The following is a 14,847-nucleotide window of genomic DNA, read 5'->3' as shown; positions in this document are numbered from 1 at the left end:
AGGCGTTAGCGTGGGACACGAAGACCTCCGGTTGTGAGATGCGGTTGCGTGGTAGCTCCACACCTCACCCGGAGGTCTTCGTCATCGTCCAGCAGGCACGCCGTACCTAACGTCCGTGATCAGTACACCTAGACCGCGACCGACTCCATGGCCTCGGCGGTCAGCGTGACCGACCGCAGCCGGGCCTCGGTGCTCGGCGCCTGGTGGGCGGTGATCAGCTCGTCGGCACCCACGTGGTCGCGGAAGCGCTCGAGGTAGTCGCCCACCTCGCGGCCGTCGCCCACCGCCGCGTAGGTGAACATCGAGTCGACGTGCTCGGCGGCGCCGCGCCGCAGGAGCACGTCCGCCTCCATGTCGCTCAGGCTCTCGCCGCGACCGAAGAGCGTGACGGCGATGCTGCGGCGAGCCGACTGGAGGTTCTCGCGCGCCTCGTCGGTCGTGTCGGCGGCGACGACGTTGACGCCGGCGATCACGTACGGCGTGTCGAGCTGGGCCGACGGCGTGAACTCGCGGCGGTACGCCGCGACGGCGGCCTCCAGCGCCTGGGGCGCGAAGTGGCTCGCGAAGGCGTACGGGAGGCCCAGCGCCGCGGCGAGGTGGGCGCCGAACATCGAGGACCCGAGGATGTAGAGCGGGACGTTCGTGCCGCGGCCGGGCACCGCCGTCACGCCGGGCACCAGCGACTCCTCGCCGAGGAAGGCCTGCAGCTCCTGGACGTCCTGCGGGAAGCTGTCGGAGGCGGACGGGCCGCGACGCAGAGCGTGGGCCGTCGTCTGGTCCGAGCCGGGAGCGCGGCCCAGTCCGAGGTCGATCCGGCCGGGGTACATCGCGGCCAGGGTGCCGAACTGCTCGGCGATCGTCAGCGGTGAGTGGTTGGGCAGCATCACCCCGCCGGCGCCGAGCCGGATCGTGGAGGTGTGCGCGCCGACGTGCGAGATCAGCACGCTCGTCGCGGAGGAGGCGATGCTGGGCATGTTGTGGTGCTCGGCGTACCAGACCCGGGTGTAGCCGTGCTGCTCCGCACGCTGCGCCAGGGCGACGCTGGCGGCGATGCTGCTGCCGACGGACTCCCCCTTCGCGATCGGGGCGAGGTCGAGCACGGACAGCGGGATGCGCATCAGGAAGAGCCTTTCGGACGGTGTCTTCACCTCAACAAGGCCGGGCGCGGTCCTCTTCCCCGATCGCGACCCGGACCTCCCCGCGCGCGATCTGGTCGACAGCCGGCGTCGCGTAGCCTCGCCTGCGTGAGTGACGACCCCTTCCGCCTGGAGCGCTTCGTCGAGGCGCAGTCGAACGGCGTCCACGCCCAGGCGCTGGACGAGCTCCGCGCCGGCCGCAAGAGGAGTCACTGGATGTGGTTCGTCTTCCCGCAGGTCGACGGCCTGGGTCTCTCGTCGATGTCACAGCACTACGCCGTCGGCTCGCTGGACGAGGCGCGGGCCTACCTCGATCATCCCCTCCTCGGTCAGCGGCTCGTCGAGTGTGCCGCGGCGCTGCTCTCCCACACTGATCGGACCGCACGCGAGGTCATGGGCTCCCCCGACGACGCGAAGCTGCGCTCCTCCATGACGCTGTTCGCCCTCGCCGCCGACTCCCAGCCGCTCTTCCAGCAGGTGCTGGACGCCTTCTTCGCCGGTGAGCGCGACCCGCGGACCGTGGAGATCCTCGGCTTGTGAGGACGGAGGGTCCATACTCAGGGCGTGCCAGTCTCGTCAGAGACCGGCTGCGCGGACGTGGTGTAGTGGCAGCACGCTTCCCTTCCAGGGAAGGGGTCGAGGTTCAAATCCTCGCGTCCGCTCCAGTGCCACAGCTGGTGTCCGGCCGACCCGAGCGATCGAAGGTCGGTGCGGTACCGGGCGTGCCTGCTGCACCTGGTCGCTCGAGCCAGGTCACCTGATGGAGCTGGACGCCGGGGGCGCTGCCGCCGCGCACGGCCTCGCTGCCGTCACAGGCGTCCTCTTCTGGGGAGGACTGTGGTGGTGGTCCTTGAAGCGCGACCCCCGGTCCCTGCGCAATGGCTTCCTGGTCATCGTGCTCGTCCACTACCTGCTTGGGTCGGTGGCCTACCTGGCCTCCACCTCGACGGTGTTCGAGACGTCCCTGGGCATCGCCGCGCTCGGGGTCGGCGTCGTCGTCGGGCTCGGCCTGCTGGCGCTTCCTCTGCTGCTGATCGCGGACGGCATCGTGATGATGCGCCGGGAGAGGCGGTCTCTCGCCAACGCACTCGCACTGGTGGCTGGGCTGGCGTTGCTCCTCCTCCCCCTCGTGCTCGTGACACTGCTGCGCCACGAGAACCCCGTGACCGGCAGCCTGGCCGTCGCCCTGCTCACTGCCCAGGGGTGCGCGAGTGTCTGCTTCCTGGCCTTCGCGGCGCACACCGCCATCTACGCGCGGGTTGCCCGTCGAGCCCGGGCCAACGCCGTGATCGTGCTGGGCAGCGGGCTGGTGAGGGGAGACGTCCCCCCGCTCCTCGCGGCCCGACTGGGGTACGCCGAGGACGTCGCGTCCGCACGCCGCGGGTCCGCCGGCCGCCCGGTCCTGGTGCCCAGTGGCGGCCAAGGACGAGACGAGCCGCGTCCCGAGGGTCAGGCCATGGGTGACTGGCTGCGCCTTCACGGCGTGGCCGCCGACGACATCCTCGTCGAGGATCGGGCGCGCACCACGCGAGAGAACCTGCTCTACAGCGTCCACCTCCTGGACCTGCGGGGCATCCCAGGGCCCTACCTCATCGTCACCAGCAACTACCACGCCCCGCGAGCAGCGATGCTCGCTCGCCGGCTCCGCATCGACGCCCAGGCGATCGGTTCACCCACCGCCTGGTACTACTGGCCCAGCGCGTACCTGCGCGAGTTCATCGCGGTCATGACGGAGCACCGGGTCCTGATCGGGCTCTCCGGGGCCGCCGTGGTCGTCATGACGGTGCTGACGGTGTTGTCGTTGACCTCGCGGTGAGCCGGCATGAGGCACGAGGAGGGACGACGTGGACGCATGGACCTGGCCGGCGTACGTCGCAGTCGTCCTCGGCACCGTCGCCTTCGTGCTCCTGCTGGTGCCGATCCTGGCGTACGAGTACAGGCGATACGGCCAGTTCACCCCGCGGCGCGCATTGGGCGCAGCGGCAGTCAGCCTCTACGCCACGGCCCTGGTCGCCTACACGCTGCTGCCACTTCCCTCCACCCGCGGCGAATGGTGCGCCACGTCTGCCGCCAGCCCGCAGTGGCGTCCGCTGCACTTCATCGACGACATCGGCGACGCGGCCGCCGCGACGGGTTCGTTCGGCGTACTGACGAGCCGCGTCACGCTCCAGGTGCTCTTCAACGTCGTCCTTTTCGTCCCCTGGGGCTTGATGATCCGCGGCTACTGGGGGCGATCGGTGGTCGCGGCCACCGGCACGGGCCTCCTCGTCTCCGTCCTCATCGAGACCAGCCAGCTGAGCGGGTTGTGGGGCATCTACGAGTGCGCCTACCGCATCGGCGACGTCGACGACCTCCTCACCAACACCCTCGGTGCGCTCCTCGGTGCGGCACTCGCACCGTGGGTGCTGTGGTGGATGCCTCGTCCGCACTCCTTCGACTCCACCCGCGGCCTGCCGCGTCCGGTCACGAACGCGCGGCGCTGGTTGGGGATGGCGCTGGACCTGGCCATCTTCAACGCCCTCGGTCTCGCGCTCACGATCGGCTACCGCATCACCCTGCTCGCCGCCACGGGCCAGGTGCCCCCGCACCCGCACGTAGCCGAGGCGGCACTGTCCACGCTGGTCCCGGCCGTCTGCGTCTTCGCGCTGCCCGCCCTGCACGGGACCGGAGCATCACTGGGACAGCGAGCGGTTCGACTCGCCCCTGTCTGGGACCGTCCAGCGCTTGTGGGCCGGCGCCTGGTGCAGGCCACGGCCGTGCCGGCCGGCTACGCGCTGGCCGTCTTCTGCGCCACGTGGCAGCGCCCCGACGTGCTGGGGGATGCGGCGCAGGTCCTCGCCTACATCCTGCTGCTCGCCGCCTTCGTCGCGGTGCCCCTCACCAGGCAGCGCGGACTGTCTGCACTGCTGAGTGGCGCTCGGTTCCGCGACGACCGCACCCGATCAGTCGAGGCGGACGCACACCCCTAGCTGTTGGCGGCTTCCTTGTCCTGCTCCGCCTTCAGCTTCAGCGCGATGTCGATGAGCTGGTCCTCCTGGCCGCCGATCAGCTTGCGCCGGCCCGCCTCCAGCAGGATCTTGGCGCCGGAGACGCCGTAGCGGTCGGCGGCGTTGCCGGCGTGCTTGAGGAACGAGGAGTAGACGCCGGCGTAGCCCATCATCAGCGTCATCCGGTCGAGCTGGCACTCCTCGGGCATGGCGGGCTTGATGACGTCCTCGGAGGCGTCGACGATCGTGAGGAAGTCGATGCCGGTGCGCCAGCCGAGCTTGTCGCAGACCCCGACGAACGCCTCGAGCGGCGTGTTGCCGGCGCCGGCGCCGAAGCGACGGACCGAGCCGTCGATCTGCGTGGCGCCCGCGCGGGCGGCGATGACGGTGTTGGCGACGCCGAGGCCGAGGTTCTCGTGGCCGTGGAAGCCGACCGTGGCCTCTCCCCCGACCTCCGCGACGACGGCGGCGACCCGGTCGGCGGTCTCCTCCATCACCAGGGCACCGGCGGAGTCGACGACGTAGACGCACTGGTTGCCGGCGTCGACCATGATCCGCGCCTGCCTGGCCAGCACCTCGGGCGGCTGGGTGTGGCTCATCATCAGGAAGCCGACGGTCTCCAGACCGAGCTCGCGGGCCAGGCCGAAGTGCTGGATGGAGGTGTCGGCCTCGGTGCAGTGGGTGGCGATCCGGCAGATCTGGCCGCCGTTGTCCTGAGCGGCGCGGATGTCGTCCTTGGTGCCGACGCCGGGGAGCATCAGGAACGCGATCCTGGCCCGCTTGGCGGTCTCGGCCGCGATCCGGATCAGCTCCTGCTCGGGCGTGCGGGAGAGGCCGTAGTTGAAGGACGAGCCGCCGAGGCCGTCACCGTGGGTCACCTCGATGACCGGGACGCCGGAGTCGTCGAGCGCCTCGACGATGTCGTGCACCTCCTGCGCGGTGAACTGGTGGCGCTTGTGGTGCGAGCCGTCGCGCAGGCAGGTGTCGGTCAGGCGCAGGTCCAGGTCGCTGGCGGTGTCCGTCTGCGACCAGGTGCGGGTGAGGATGTCGCGGTCGTTCATGAGGTTGCCTTTCTGGTTCCGGGGTTTCGAGACGGTCGCTGCGCGACCTCCTCAACCACCGGAGCTTTGGTTCCGGGGTCTCGAGACGGTCGCTGCGCGACCTCCTCAACCACCGAGGGACCTGGCGATGGTCTCGCCGACGCGGGCGGCGGCGGCGGTCATGATGTCGAGGTTGCCGGCGTACGGCGGGAGGAAGTCGCCGGCGCCCTCGACCTCGACGAAGATCGACACCTTGGTCTGGCCCTGGGTGGCGGCGGACGGCTCGTCGATCTGCGGCTCCTGCAGCAGGCGGTAGCCGGGGACGTACTCCTGGACCGCCTTCTCCATGGCGAAGACGCTTTGGATGATGGCGTCGCGGCCCTCATCGTCCAGGTCGGGCGCGACGGCGCAGTAGATGGTGTCGCGCATGATCATCGGCGGCTCGGCGGGGTTGAGGATGATGATCGCCTTGCCGCGGGCCGCGCCGCCGATGGTCTCGACGCCGGCGGCGGTGGCGCGGGTGAACTCGTCGATGTTGGCGCGGGTGCCGGGCCCTGCCGACACCGACGAGACCGAGGCGACGATCTCGGCGTACGACACGCCCTGCGGACCAGCGGCGCGCGAGACCGCGGCGACCATCGGGATCGTGGCCTGTCCGCCGCAGGTGATCATGTTGACGTTCATCGCGGCGACGTGCTCCTCGCCGTTGACCGGTGGGATCACCGCGGGCCCGACTGCGGCGGGGGTGAGGTCGATGGCGCGGATGCCGGCCTCCTCGTAGCGGGGGGCGTACTCGCGGTGCACGTAGGCGGAGGTGGCCTCGAAGATCAGGTCGGGCAGCTCGTCCTGCTTGAGGAGCCAGTCGACGCCCTCGTGGCTGGCCTCGAGACCCCTCTCGGCGGCCAGGCGGAGGCCCTCGGACGTCGGGTCGACGCCGATCATCCAGCGCGGCTCGACCCTCCCCCCGCTCTCGGCGGATCGCAGCAGCTTGAACATCAGGTCGGTGCCGATGTTGCCCGGCCCCACGATGGCGGCGGTCAGCTTGTCTGTCACAGTCACTCCTCGAACTGCACGCTCAGCGGCGCGAAGCCGCTGATGGTCGCCACGACCCGGTCACCCGGGGCGAACGGCACGAACGGGCCCAGGGCCCCGGACAGGATCAGGTGGCCGGCGCGCAGCGGGTCGCCGAAGCGCCAGGCCTGCACGGCCAGCCAGCGCAGCGCCTCGAGCGGGTCGCCCAGGCAGGCGGCACCGGTGCCGGAGGAGCGCTCCTCGTCGTTGATCGTCAGCGACATCGTGACGTCGCGCGGCTCGAGGTCGTCGAGGCGGCGTCCGTCGCGACCGACGACGAACAGCCCGCTCGAGGCGTTGTCGGCGACGGTGTCGGTGAACCCGATGTCCCAGTCGCCGATGCGCGAGTCGACGATCTCCAGCGCCGGCAGCGCCACGTCGACGGCGGCCCGCACGAGCTCGAGGGTGATCTCCTCCTCGGTCGCCGGGTCGATGTCACCGGCGAGCACGAACGCGACCTCGCCCTCGACCCGCGGCTGCACGAGGGTCCGCATCGAGACCGGCACCCCGTCGGCGCCGTGGCTGACGTCCATGTCGGAGAGCAGGTAGCCGAAGTCGGGCTGGTCGACGCCGAGCTGGCGCTGCACCGCCTCGGACGTCGCGCCGATCTTGCGCCCCACGACCCGGACGTCGCCGGTCAGCCGGGCCTCGACCAGCCCCCGCTGCACGGCGTACGCCGCCGGGAGGTCGTCGGTGCCGATGAGGTCGCGCACGGGGGCACACGGAACCCGCGTGGCCTGGGCCTGCGCGAGGCGCGACACGGCCGCCTCGATCGAGTCGTGGGAGGTCACGGGTCCACAGTAGAACCTGTTACAGTTTTGCGCCATGAGCACCCCCCTGCCCCCCGAGGTGGACGTCGTGGTCGTGGGCGCCGGAGGGGCCGGCATGACCGCCGCGCTGGCGGCCGCGAAGCGCGGGCTCGACACGGTCCTCGTCGAGAAGAGCGCCTACTTCGGCGGCTCCACCGCACGCAGCGGCGGCGGCGTGTGGATGCCGGGCAACTACGCGCTCGCGAAGGCCGGCCAGGCCGACCCGCTGGCGGAGTCCAAGCGCTACCTGGACTCGATCGTCGGCGACGTCGTCCCCAAGGTCCGTCGCGACACCTACGTCGACCGCGGCGCGGAGGTCCTCGACTTCGTGCGCGAGCACACCCCCCTGCGCTTCACCTGGGTGCCCGACTACGCCGACTACCACCCCGAGGCGCCCGGCGGCCGGGTCGCCGGCCGCAGCTGCGAGCCGATCCCGCTCGACGCGCGCTTCCTCGGCGACGAGCTGAAGCGGCTGCACCCGCAGTACACCAAGGCGCCGGCCAACATGATCGTCACGCAGGCCGACTTCCGGAAGATCAGCCTCGGCCTGCGCACCCTGCGCGGCCCGGTGACCATGGCGAAGGTGCTGCTCAACCGGATCCTGAGCGGCCTGCGCGGTCGCCGGATGTTCGCGATGGGCAACGCGATCGCGATCGGTCTGCGGAAGGGACTGGTCGACGCGGGCGTGCCCGTCCACTACGAGACCGAGCTGACCGGCCTGGTGGTCGAGGGCGGCCGGGTCGTCGGCGTCCGCGTCACGCAGGGCGGGCGGGAGTCCGTCGTCCGCGCCCGCCGCGGGGTGATCCTCGGCAGCGGCGGCTTCGAGCGCAACCTCGAGATGCGGGAGAGGTACCAGCCGAAGCCCACGTCCGTCGACTGGACCACCGGATCGCAGTTCAACACCGGCGGCGGCATCCTGGCCGGCATCGAGGCGGGAGCGGGGACCGACCTGCTCGACGACTCCTGGTGGGGACCGACGATCCCGCTCCCGGGCGGCCCGTGGTTCTGCCTCGCCGAGCGCAACCTGCCCGGCTCGATCATCGTCAACCAGGCCGGCGAGCGGTTCATGAACGAGGCGCTCCCCTACGTCGAGGCGGTGCACGAGATCTACGCCGGCGAGGCCACCGGCGTCGGGCACGTCCCGAGCTGGATGGTCATCGACCAGCGCTACCGCAACCGCTACCTCTTTGCCGGCCTGATGCCGCGCCAGCCCTTCCCGGGCCGCTGGTACAAGCACGGCGTGATCCGCAGGGCCGACACCCTCGAGGGGCTCGCCGCCGAGATCGACGTACCGGCCGAGAGCCTGACGGCCACGGTGGAGCGCTTCAACGGCTTCGCGCGCGGCGGCACCGACGAGGACTTCCACCGCGGGGAGTCGGCCTACGACAAGTACTACTCCGATCCCACGGTCAAGCCGAACCCCTCGCTGCACACCATCGACCAGGGGCCGTTCTACGCCGTCAAGATCGTGCCCGGCGACCTCGGGACCAAGGGCGGGCTGGTCACCGACGAGCGCGCGCGGGTGCTGCGCGCCGACGGCTCGACGATCCCCGGCCTCTACGCCGCCGGCAACGTCTCATCGGCCGTCATGGGCCGCACCTACGCCGGGCCGGGCGCCACCATCGGGCCGGCGATGGCGTTCGGCTACCTCGCCGCCGAGGACATCGCGGCGACGGCGGCCGCTCCGGTGGTGGGTTTCGAGACAGGCGCCAGCGCGCCTTCCTCAACCCACGAGAGCCACGGAGCGGAGAGCGCCTGATGCCGATCGACCCCTCCGTCGCGATCGGCGCCGACCTGGGCGCCCGCGAGTTCTCGTGGACCGAGAGCGACGTGCTGCTCTACCACCTGGGCGTCGGCGCCACCGACCTGTCGTACACGCTGGAGACCGCCGGGCTGCAGGTGCTGCCGTCGTTCGGCGTCGTCGCGCCGACCTTCCACGAGACCGACCCGCCGCCGCTCGACCTGCCCGGCTGCGACATCAACCTCGCGCAGGTCGTGCACGGGTCGCAGTCGATCTCGGTGTCCGGGCCGCTGCCGACCTCCGGCACCGCCACGGTCTCCACCCGCATCAGCGACGTCTGGGACAAGGGCAAGGCCGCGGTCATCTGGCAGGAGGGCGTCGCGACGGCGCCGTCGGGCGAGGAGCTGTGGAGGGTCCGGTCGTCGATCTTCGTCAAGGGCGAGGGCGGCTGGGGTGGTGAGCGCGGCTCCTCCGACAAGGTCGATCTGCCCGACCGCGCGCCCGACGCCGACACGACGTACGACGTCACACCGCAGCAGGCGCTGCTCTACCGCCTCTGCGGCGACCGCAACCCCCTGCACGCCGACCCGGAGTTCGCGAGGGCCGCGGGCTTCCCCGCGCCGATCCTGCACGGGCTCTGCTCCTACGCGATCGTGCTGCGCGAGCTGACCGACGCGCTGCTCGACGGCGACGCGGCGGCGGTGCGCGGCTTCGGCGGCCGCTTCTCGGGTGTGGTCTTCCCGGGCGAGACGATCCGCGTGCAGGGGTGGCGCGACGGCTCGCGGGTCCTCGGCTCGGCGAGCGTCGCCGGTGGCGAGCGCGACGGCTCCCCCGTGCTGGCCGACGTGGTGCTCACGCTTGACTGATCCGGTGGACACCGGACTGCGGCACCATCTCGAGCCCCAGCTGGGGGCCGCGTCGGCCGCCGAGCTGGTGGGCGTGCTCGACGAGCTCGCGACGGGCGCGCAGCGCGCGCTCGGGGCCTCCTTCCTCGGCCTGCACCTCGTCGGGTCCCTCGCCCTGGGGCGCGGTGACGAGCACAGCGACGTGGACTTCCTCGTGGTGACGGCCGACCGGCTGGACGACCCCGGCGCCCTGCGGGACCTGCATGCCCGAATGCCCGACCTCCCCTCCCCGTGGGCCTCGCACCTCGAGGGCAGCTACGCGCCGGTCGGTGACCTCGCCAGCCCCATGACGCTGGGCCGGCGCTGGTGGTACGTCGACAACGGCAGCCGCGAGCTCGTGCTGTCGGACCACGACAACAACGCCCACGCACGCTGGGTGCTCCGCGAGCACGGTCGACTGGTCGCAGGCTCCGACACACGGGAGTCCGTCGCCGAGATATCCTCCGGCATGCTCCGCGCGGAGGCCGTCGGCACGGCGCGGGCCGTCGCGGAGCTGTGGGAGGACGAGCCGGCGTCGTACGCCACGGCCTGGGGGCAGCCGTTCGTCGTGCTCACCCTGTGCCGGGTGCTCTACACCGCCACGGAGGGTGCGGTCACCGACAAGACCTCGGCCGCGCGGTGGGCCAAGGACCACGTGCCGGCACGGTTCGCGACGCTGGTCGACGACGCGATCGCGTCGCGGCCCGACCCGTGGGAGCGCGTGCACCGGCCGGCCGCCGCCCCCGCCGTCGCCGCCACGCGCGACTTCGTGTGGGAGGTCGTCGGGCTGGTCGGGCGGACCGGGGCGGACTGAGCGACCTCAGCCCGGCTTGGTCGCGAGCAGGTAGAACCGCTCGGTGGTCTCGCCGCGCCAGGTGAACGGGCCGCGGTGGTACCACTCGAGGTCCTCGAAGCCGGCCGCCTCGACCACCGCACGCACCGTGGCCGGGTCGTGGAGGACGAAGTCGAGCGAGACGTCGAGGTCGAACCACGAGTCCATGTGGCGGACGCCGGCACCCGCCTGCATCGCGAGCACCAGCCGTCCGCCGGGGCGGAGCGGGCGGGCGAGCGCGGCGACGGCGTCGGGGAGCTCGGAGGCGGCGAGGTGGATGAGGGAGTACCACGCGAGCACGGCGCCCCAGCCGTCGCTGGTGGCCGGGCGCATGAGACGGCGCAGGTCGCCCACCTCGTAGCGGCCCTCCGGGAAGCGCCGACGCGCCTCCTCGACCATCGCCGGCGTGAGGTCGATGCCGGTCGCGTCGGCGCCGGCCGCGGCCAGGCGGGCGGTGACGTGGCCCGGACCGCAGCCCACCTCGACCACCGGCTGGTCACCCGCCTCGGCGGCGACGCGGTCGAGGATCCACGACTCGAACGGCATCCCGCCGAGCTCGTCGGTGAACCGGTCGGCGTACGTCTGCGCCACCGTTCCGTACGTCGCCCGCACGTTGTCGTCGCGCGCGTCGGCGCCCTCGGCCAGCACGCTCTCGAAGTCGGCCGCCGCGGCGGCCGACGTGGGCGCGGCGACGCCCTCGTCGACGGGGCCGAGCAGGTGCACCCACCGGCTGTCGTGCTGGCCGGGCCGGCGCTCGAGCTCGCGCACCAGCGGGCTGGGCCGGGCGGCCATGCGGCGCAGGGTCTCCTCGACGGCCTCGCGGTCGGGGAAGGCGTGGAGCCGCTCGGTGCGTGAGCGCAGCTCGCCGGGGGCCTGGGGCCCGCGCAGCAGCAGCACCGTGACCAGGGCCCGCTCGGCGTCGGTGAGCGACAGCTCCTCGGCCAGCGTCTGGTGGTACTTCAGCGTCCGCCGTCCGGTCGCCGCCCACACGATCCGCACCAGCCCGCGGTCCTTGAGCTCGCGCGCGACCCGCTCGACGGTCGCCTCGTCGTGGTCGGTGATCGGGTCGCGGCTGCTGGTCTGGTTGCAGGCGGTGCGCAACGCGTTGAGTGACAGCGGGTAGGAGGCCGGGACCGTCCGCTCCTTCTCCAGGAGGCTGCCGAGGACGCGCTGCTCGGTCGGGTCGAGCACCGGGAGATCCATGCCTCCGACCCTATCGGGGCACCACCGGGTGCACCGACAGCTCGTCGGGGTCCCAGCGCCGCAGCGACACCAGCGACAGCGGCTCCCCGTCGCCCGCGACCGCCTCCAGGACCCGCGGAACGTCGGCGCGCTCCACCCGCCGGGCCAGCGTGACGTGCGGCAGCCAGCCGGGGTGCTGGTGGCCCCGGGTCCCGGCGCGGAGCCGCAGGACGGCGGTCACGAGCTCGTCGGGCACGTCCACCAGTCGCGCGACGCTCACCCGCCGCCCGCCGAGGAGCGCCAGCCCGGAGAGCCGGGCGGCCACCGGCAGCACCGGCCCGAGCAGGTCCGCAGCCAGCCGCTCGTCCGCCGGCTCGATCTCGGGCACCGCGATGACGGTGACGTGCGGCGTGTTGGACGCACCGGTGTGGTCGAGCATCGACGGCAGACCGGCGTCGCGCAAGGCCTGCCAGTCACGCCGTACGGCGGCCTCCCCCGCGGCGTCCGGCAGCAGCTCCAGTGCGTGCAGGCGCGGCATCAGGCGAGCCAGGTCGCGGCGCGGCGCGTGTGGGCGGCCTTCTTGGCTGGGTCCATGCCGTCGTAGAGGTTGGCGACCATGCGCGAGCGCGGGTTGCCGGCGAAGACGTCGTGGTGGTCGCGCACGAAGGTCCAGTAGAGGGCGTCCCAGTCGGCGGTCCAGTCGCCCTTCGGGAGGTCGGACATCTTGCGCAGGTAGTTGCTGCCGGAGACGTACGGCTTGGTCGTGATGGCCGGCCCGGCGGCGAACTGGCTCATCGCGTAGACGTTGGGCACCATCACCCAGTCGTAGGCGTCGACGAACAGCTCCATGAACCACTCGTACGCCGCGTCGGGGTCGGTGCGCAGCAGGCACTGGGCGTTGCCGAGGACCATCAGCCGCTCGATGTGGTGCGCGTAGCCGGTCTGCAGCACCTTGCGCAGCACGTGGTCGACCGGGTCGAGGCCGGTCGTGGCGTCCCACCAGCCCCGGTCCAGCGGACGGGCGTGCTCGAGGCGGTTGCGGCTGCGCATGCGCCGTCCCCACAGCAGGTACGTCGCGCGCATGTACTCGCGCCAGCCGATGACCTGCCGCACGAACCCCTCCAGCGAGGCCAGTGGCACGTCGTCCGCGTGCGCCAGGGCGCCGCGCAGGACCTCGGCCGGCGAGATCAGCCCGACGTTGAGCCCCGGCGTCAGCAGCGAGTGGAAGACGAACCCGTGCGTCGCCGAGATCGCGTCCTCGAACGGCCCGAACTCGGCGAAGCGCTGCGCGAGGAAGTCGTCGTACGCCGCCGCGGCCTCGGCGTGCGAGGTCGGCCAGGCGAAGGCGTCGGGGTCGCCGGGCGCGTCGGGGAACGCCTCCTTCACCCAGGCGATCGCCTCGTCGACGGCCGGATGGCGCTCCGGGCGTGACACCTCCGGCACCGGGTGCCCGCGCGGGAGCTTGCGACGGTTGTCCTCGTCAAAGGACCAGCGTCCCCCCACGGGGCTGCCGTCGGCCTCGACCAGCACGTCGAGCCGGCGGCGCTGCCAGGTGTAGAAGGTCTGCATCCGCGCCGACGACCCCGCGAAGTGGTCGCGCACCTGCTGGCGGGTCGTGAGGAAGTTCGGCGTCTCGAGCACCTCGAGGTCGGGCCACACCTCGTGCAGGTCGCGGGAGAGCCAGTCGTCCACGACGTCGAAGACGCTGACGCGCGAGGGGCCCAGCCGCTCCAGCAGCGTGCGCAAGGCGTCGTTGCTGCCGGTCGTCGACGAGGTCTCGACGACGTCCACCTCGCGGCCGGCCTCGCGCAGCAGGTCGGCGAAGCGGCGCATCGAGGCGCGGTGCAGCACGAGCTTCTGGGCGTGGAAGGCGTACTGGCGGAACAGCAGGTCGTGCTCGACCAGCACGAAGCGGGTGCCGCCCGGTGCGTCGAGGTGCTCGCGGAAGAGCTGGTGCGGCAGCACCAGTCGGACGTGGGCTTCCCGCATGCGTCGACCCTAGCGAGGGCGCCTGACCCCGCGCGTGGGCGGCGCGGTCCACGGGTCGTCCGGCCAGGCGTGCTTGGGGTAGCGGCCGCGCAGCTCGCCGCGCACCTGCTGGTAGCCGGTGGCCCAGAACGACTCCAGGTCGGCGGTCACCGCCACCGGACGGCGCGCCGGGGAGAGCAGGTGCAGCAGCAGCGGGACGCGCCCGTCGGCCAGGGCCGGCGCGGACCGCCAGCCGAACACCTCCTGGATCCTGACCGCCAGCACCGGCTGGTCGCCGTCGTAGTCGACCCGCACCGCCGACCCGCTCGGCACCGTGACCCGCTCGGGGGCGAGCTCGTCGAGCCGGCCGGCCTCGGGCCACGGCAGGAGCCGGCGCAGCCCTGCGGTCACGTCGATGCGTCGTAGGTCCCCCGCGCCGCGCACCCGGGCGAGGTCGGGCCCGAGCCAGCCCTCGACGGTCTCGACCAGGGCCTCGTCGGAGACGTCGGGCCACGGCTCGCCCAGGGCCCGGCGGAGGAAGGCCAGCCGCGCCCGCAGCGCCGTGGCACCCTCCCCCCACGGGAGTGCGGCCAGCCCGTCGACGCGCAGCCCCTCGCGTACGGCGGTCGCCACCAGGTGCGGCGCGGGGTCGGCGATCGTGGCCGAGGTCAGCTCGATCGCGCCCAGCGAGGTGGTGCGCCGGGCCACGACCCGTCCTCCGCGCCACGAGACCTGCTCGTCCTCGCGCCACAGCGCAGACGCGGCGTCGAGCGCGAGGTCCTCGTCGAGGGGCGCGGCCGAGCGGATGGTCGCGTCGCTGCGGCCGGACGGCCGGTCGGCGTCGGCCACCGCCAGCCACGGGGTGCCGGCCAGCCCGGACTCGCCCCGCGCGAAGGTGGCGCCGGTGCCGCCGGCCATCAGGTACGACGACCCGCTGGGCCGCAGCCGCGCGACCCGGTCGGGGTGGGCCAGCGCGACCACCAGACCGACGGCCAGGTCGTCGGTGAGCCCGTGCTGGCCGGTGGCGGTCGTGACCGCACCCTCGAGGCGCCGCACCGCGGCCTTCCAGGCGCCGGTGTCCGGTCCACCGCGGCGCAGCCCCCGCAGGGCCGCCACCAGGTCGGCGCCGGGCGCGCGCACGTCCTCGGCCAGCATCGCCACGACCTCGGCGGCGCGCCGCGAGCCGGCCAGCTCGGC

14 protein-coding genes and 1 tRNA gene are annotated in these 14,847 nt (G+C 72.7%); 7 read left to right on the top strand and 8 right to left on the bottom strand.

The window, feature by feature from the left end; all coding sequences use genetic code 11:
• Nucleotides 1-128: 128 nt before the first annotated feature.
• A complete protein-coding gene (locus tag IRQ30_RS22530) occupies nt 129-1,118 on the bottom strand; it encodes an LLM class flavin-dependent oxidoreductase (RefSeq protein ID WP_193615071.1) in 990 nt (329 codons plus the stop codon).
• A gap of 126 nt (nt 1,119-1,244) precedes the next feature.
• Here IRQ30_RS22530 and IRQ30_RS22525 point away from each other — a divergent pair, with 126 nt between their 5' ends.
• The 4 genes from IRQ30_RS22525 (at nt 1,245) to IRQ30_RS22510 (ending at nt 4,105) form a co-directional block, all read left to right on the top strand.
• Entirely contained in the window at nt 1,245-1,676 is a 432-nt protein-coding gene (locus IRQ30_RS22525; RefSeq protein WP_193615070.1) for a DUF1810 family protein, read from the top strand.
• 51 nt (nt 1,677-1,727) lie between these two features.
• A tRNA-Gly gene (locus IRQ30_RS22520) sits at nt 1,728-1,801 on the top strand.
• A gap of 95 nt (nt 1,802-1,896) precedes the next feature.
• A complete protein-coding gene (locus IRQ30_RS22515) occupies nt 1,897-2,952 on the top strand; it encodes a YdcF family protein (RefSeq protein WP_193615069.1) in 1,056 nt (351 codons plus the stop codon).
• Between the two features lie 85 nt (nt 2,953-3,037).
• Nucleotides 3,038-4,105, top strand: a complete 1,068-nt coding sequence (locus tag IRQ30_RS22510) for a VanZ family protein (protein ID WP_193615068.1) — start codon at nt 3,038-3,040, stop codon at nt 4,103-4,105.
• Here IRQ30_RS22510 and dmpG read toward each other — a convergent pair.
• The 3 genes from dmpG to IRQ30_RS22495 all read right to left on the bottom strand — a co-directional run bounded on the left by dmpG (nt 4,102) and on the right by IRQ30_RS22495 (nt 7,025).
• Entirely contained in the window at nt 4,102-5,184 is a 1,083-nt protein-coding gene (gene dmpG, locus IRQ30_RS22505; RefSeq protein WP_193615067.1) for a 4-hydroxy-2-oxovalerate aldolase, read from the bottom strand. The genes IRQ30_RS22510 and dmpG overlap by 4 nt on opposite strands.
• Nucleotides 5,185-5,289: 105 nt before the next feature.
• A complete protein-coding gene (locus IRQ30_RS22500) occupies nt 5,290-6,216 on the bottom strand; it encodes an acetaldehyde dehydrogenase (acetylating) (protein ID WP_193609030.1) in 927 nt (308 codons plus the stop codon).
• Nucleotides 6,217-6,218: 2 nt separating this feature from the next.
• On the bottom strand, nt 6,219-7,025 hold the full coding sequence (locus IRQ30_RS22495; RefSeq protein WP_338089830.1) for a 2-keto-4-pentenoate hydratase: 807 nt from the start codon (nt 7,023-7,025) through the stop codon (nt 6,219-6,221).
• Between the two features lie 34 nt (nt 7,026-7,059).
• Between IRQ30_RS22495 and kstD the strand changes: the two genes are divergently transcribed.
• From kstD to IRQ30_RS24330, 3 genes are read left to right on the top strand one after another with little or no spacing between them, the layout of a single operon-like run.
• A complete protein-coding gene (gene kstD, locus IRQ30_RS22490; protein WP_193615065.1) occupies nt 7,060-8,802 on the top strand; it encodes a 3-oxosteroid 1-dehydrogenase in 1,743 nt (580 codons plus the stop codon).
• Nucleotides 8,802-9,650: a MaoC family dehydratase gene (locus tag IRQ30_RS22485; protein ID WP_193615064.1), complete on the top strand. Its 849-nt coding sequence runs from the start codon at nt 8,802-8,804 to the stop codon at nt 9,648-9,650. Before kstD ends, IRQ30_RS22485 begins: the two co-directional genes overlap by 1 nt.
• A gap of 4 nt (nt 9,651-9,654) precedes the next feature.
• Nucleotides 9,655-10,482 (top strand): aminoglycoside adenylyltransferase domain-containing protein, encoded by an 828-nt coding sequence (locus IRQ30_RS24330; RefSeq protein ID WP_193615063.1) that lies wholly within the window; start codon nt 9,655-9,657, stop codon nt 10,480-10,482.
• A 6-nt stretch (nt 10,483-10,488) separates the two neighbouring features.
• On the opposite strand, the gene IRQ30_RS22475 is transcribed toward IRQ30_RS24330, so the two are convergent.
• The 4 genes from IRQ30_RS22475 to IRQ30_RS22460 all read right to left on the bottom strand — a co-directional run.
• The gene (locus IRQ30_RS22475) at nt 10,489-11,703 is read right to left on the bottom strand and encodes a DUF480 domain-containing protein (protein ID WP_193615062.1); all 1,215 of its coding nucleotides are present in this window, start codon (nt 11,701-11,703) and stop codon (nt 10,489-10,491) included.
• Between the two features lie 10 nt (nt 11,704-11,713).
• Entirely contained in the window at nt 11,714-12,220 is a 507-nt protein-coding gene (locus IRQ30_RS22470; RefSeq protein ID WP_193615061.1) for a 2'-5' RNA ligase family protein, read from the bottom strand.
• Nucleotides 12,220-13,671: a cryptochrome/photolyase family protein gene (locus IRQ30_RS22465; protein ID WP_193615060.1), complete on the bottom strand. Its 1,452-nt coding sequence runs from the start codon at nt 13,669-13,671 to the stop codon at nt 12,220-12,222. Before IRQ30_RS22465 ends, IRQ30_RS22470 begins: the two co-directional genes overlap by 1 nt.
• A 9-nt stretch (nt 13,672-13,680) precedes the next feature.
• The coding region (locus tag IRQ30_RS22460) for an ATP-dependent helicase C-terminal domain-containing protein (RefSeq protein WP_276592215.1) at nt 13,681-14,847 on the bottom strand (1,167 nt) is incomplete at its 5' end.

The sequence above is a fragment of the Nocardioides lijunqiniae genome, from assembly GCF_015024225.1.
GTDB classification, from domain to species: Bacteria; Actinomycetota; Actinomycetes; order Propionibacteriales; family Nocardioidaceae; genus Nocardioides; species Nocardioides lijunqiniae.
The sequence above is the reverse complement of the archived record's forward strand: the minus strand, read 5'-3'. Positions and strand labels throughout refer to the sequence as shown.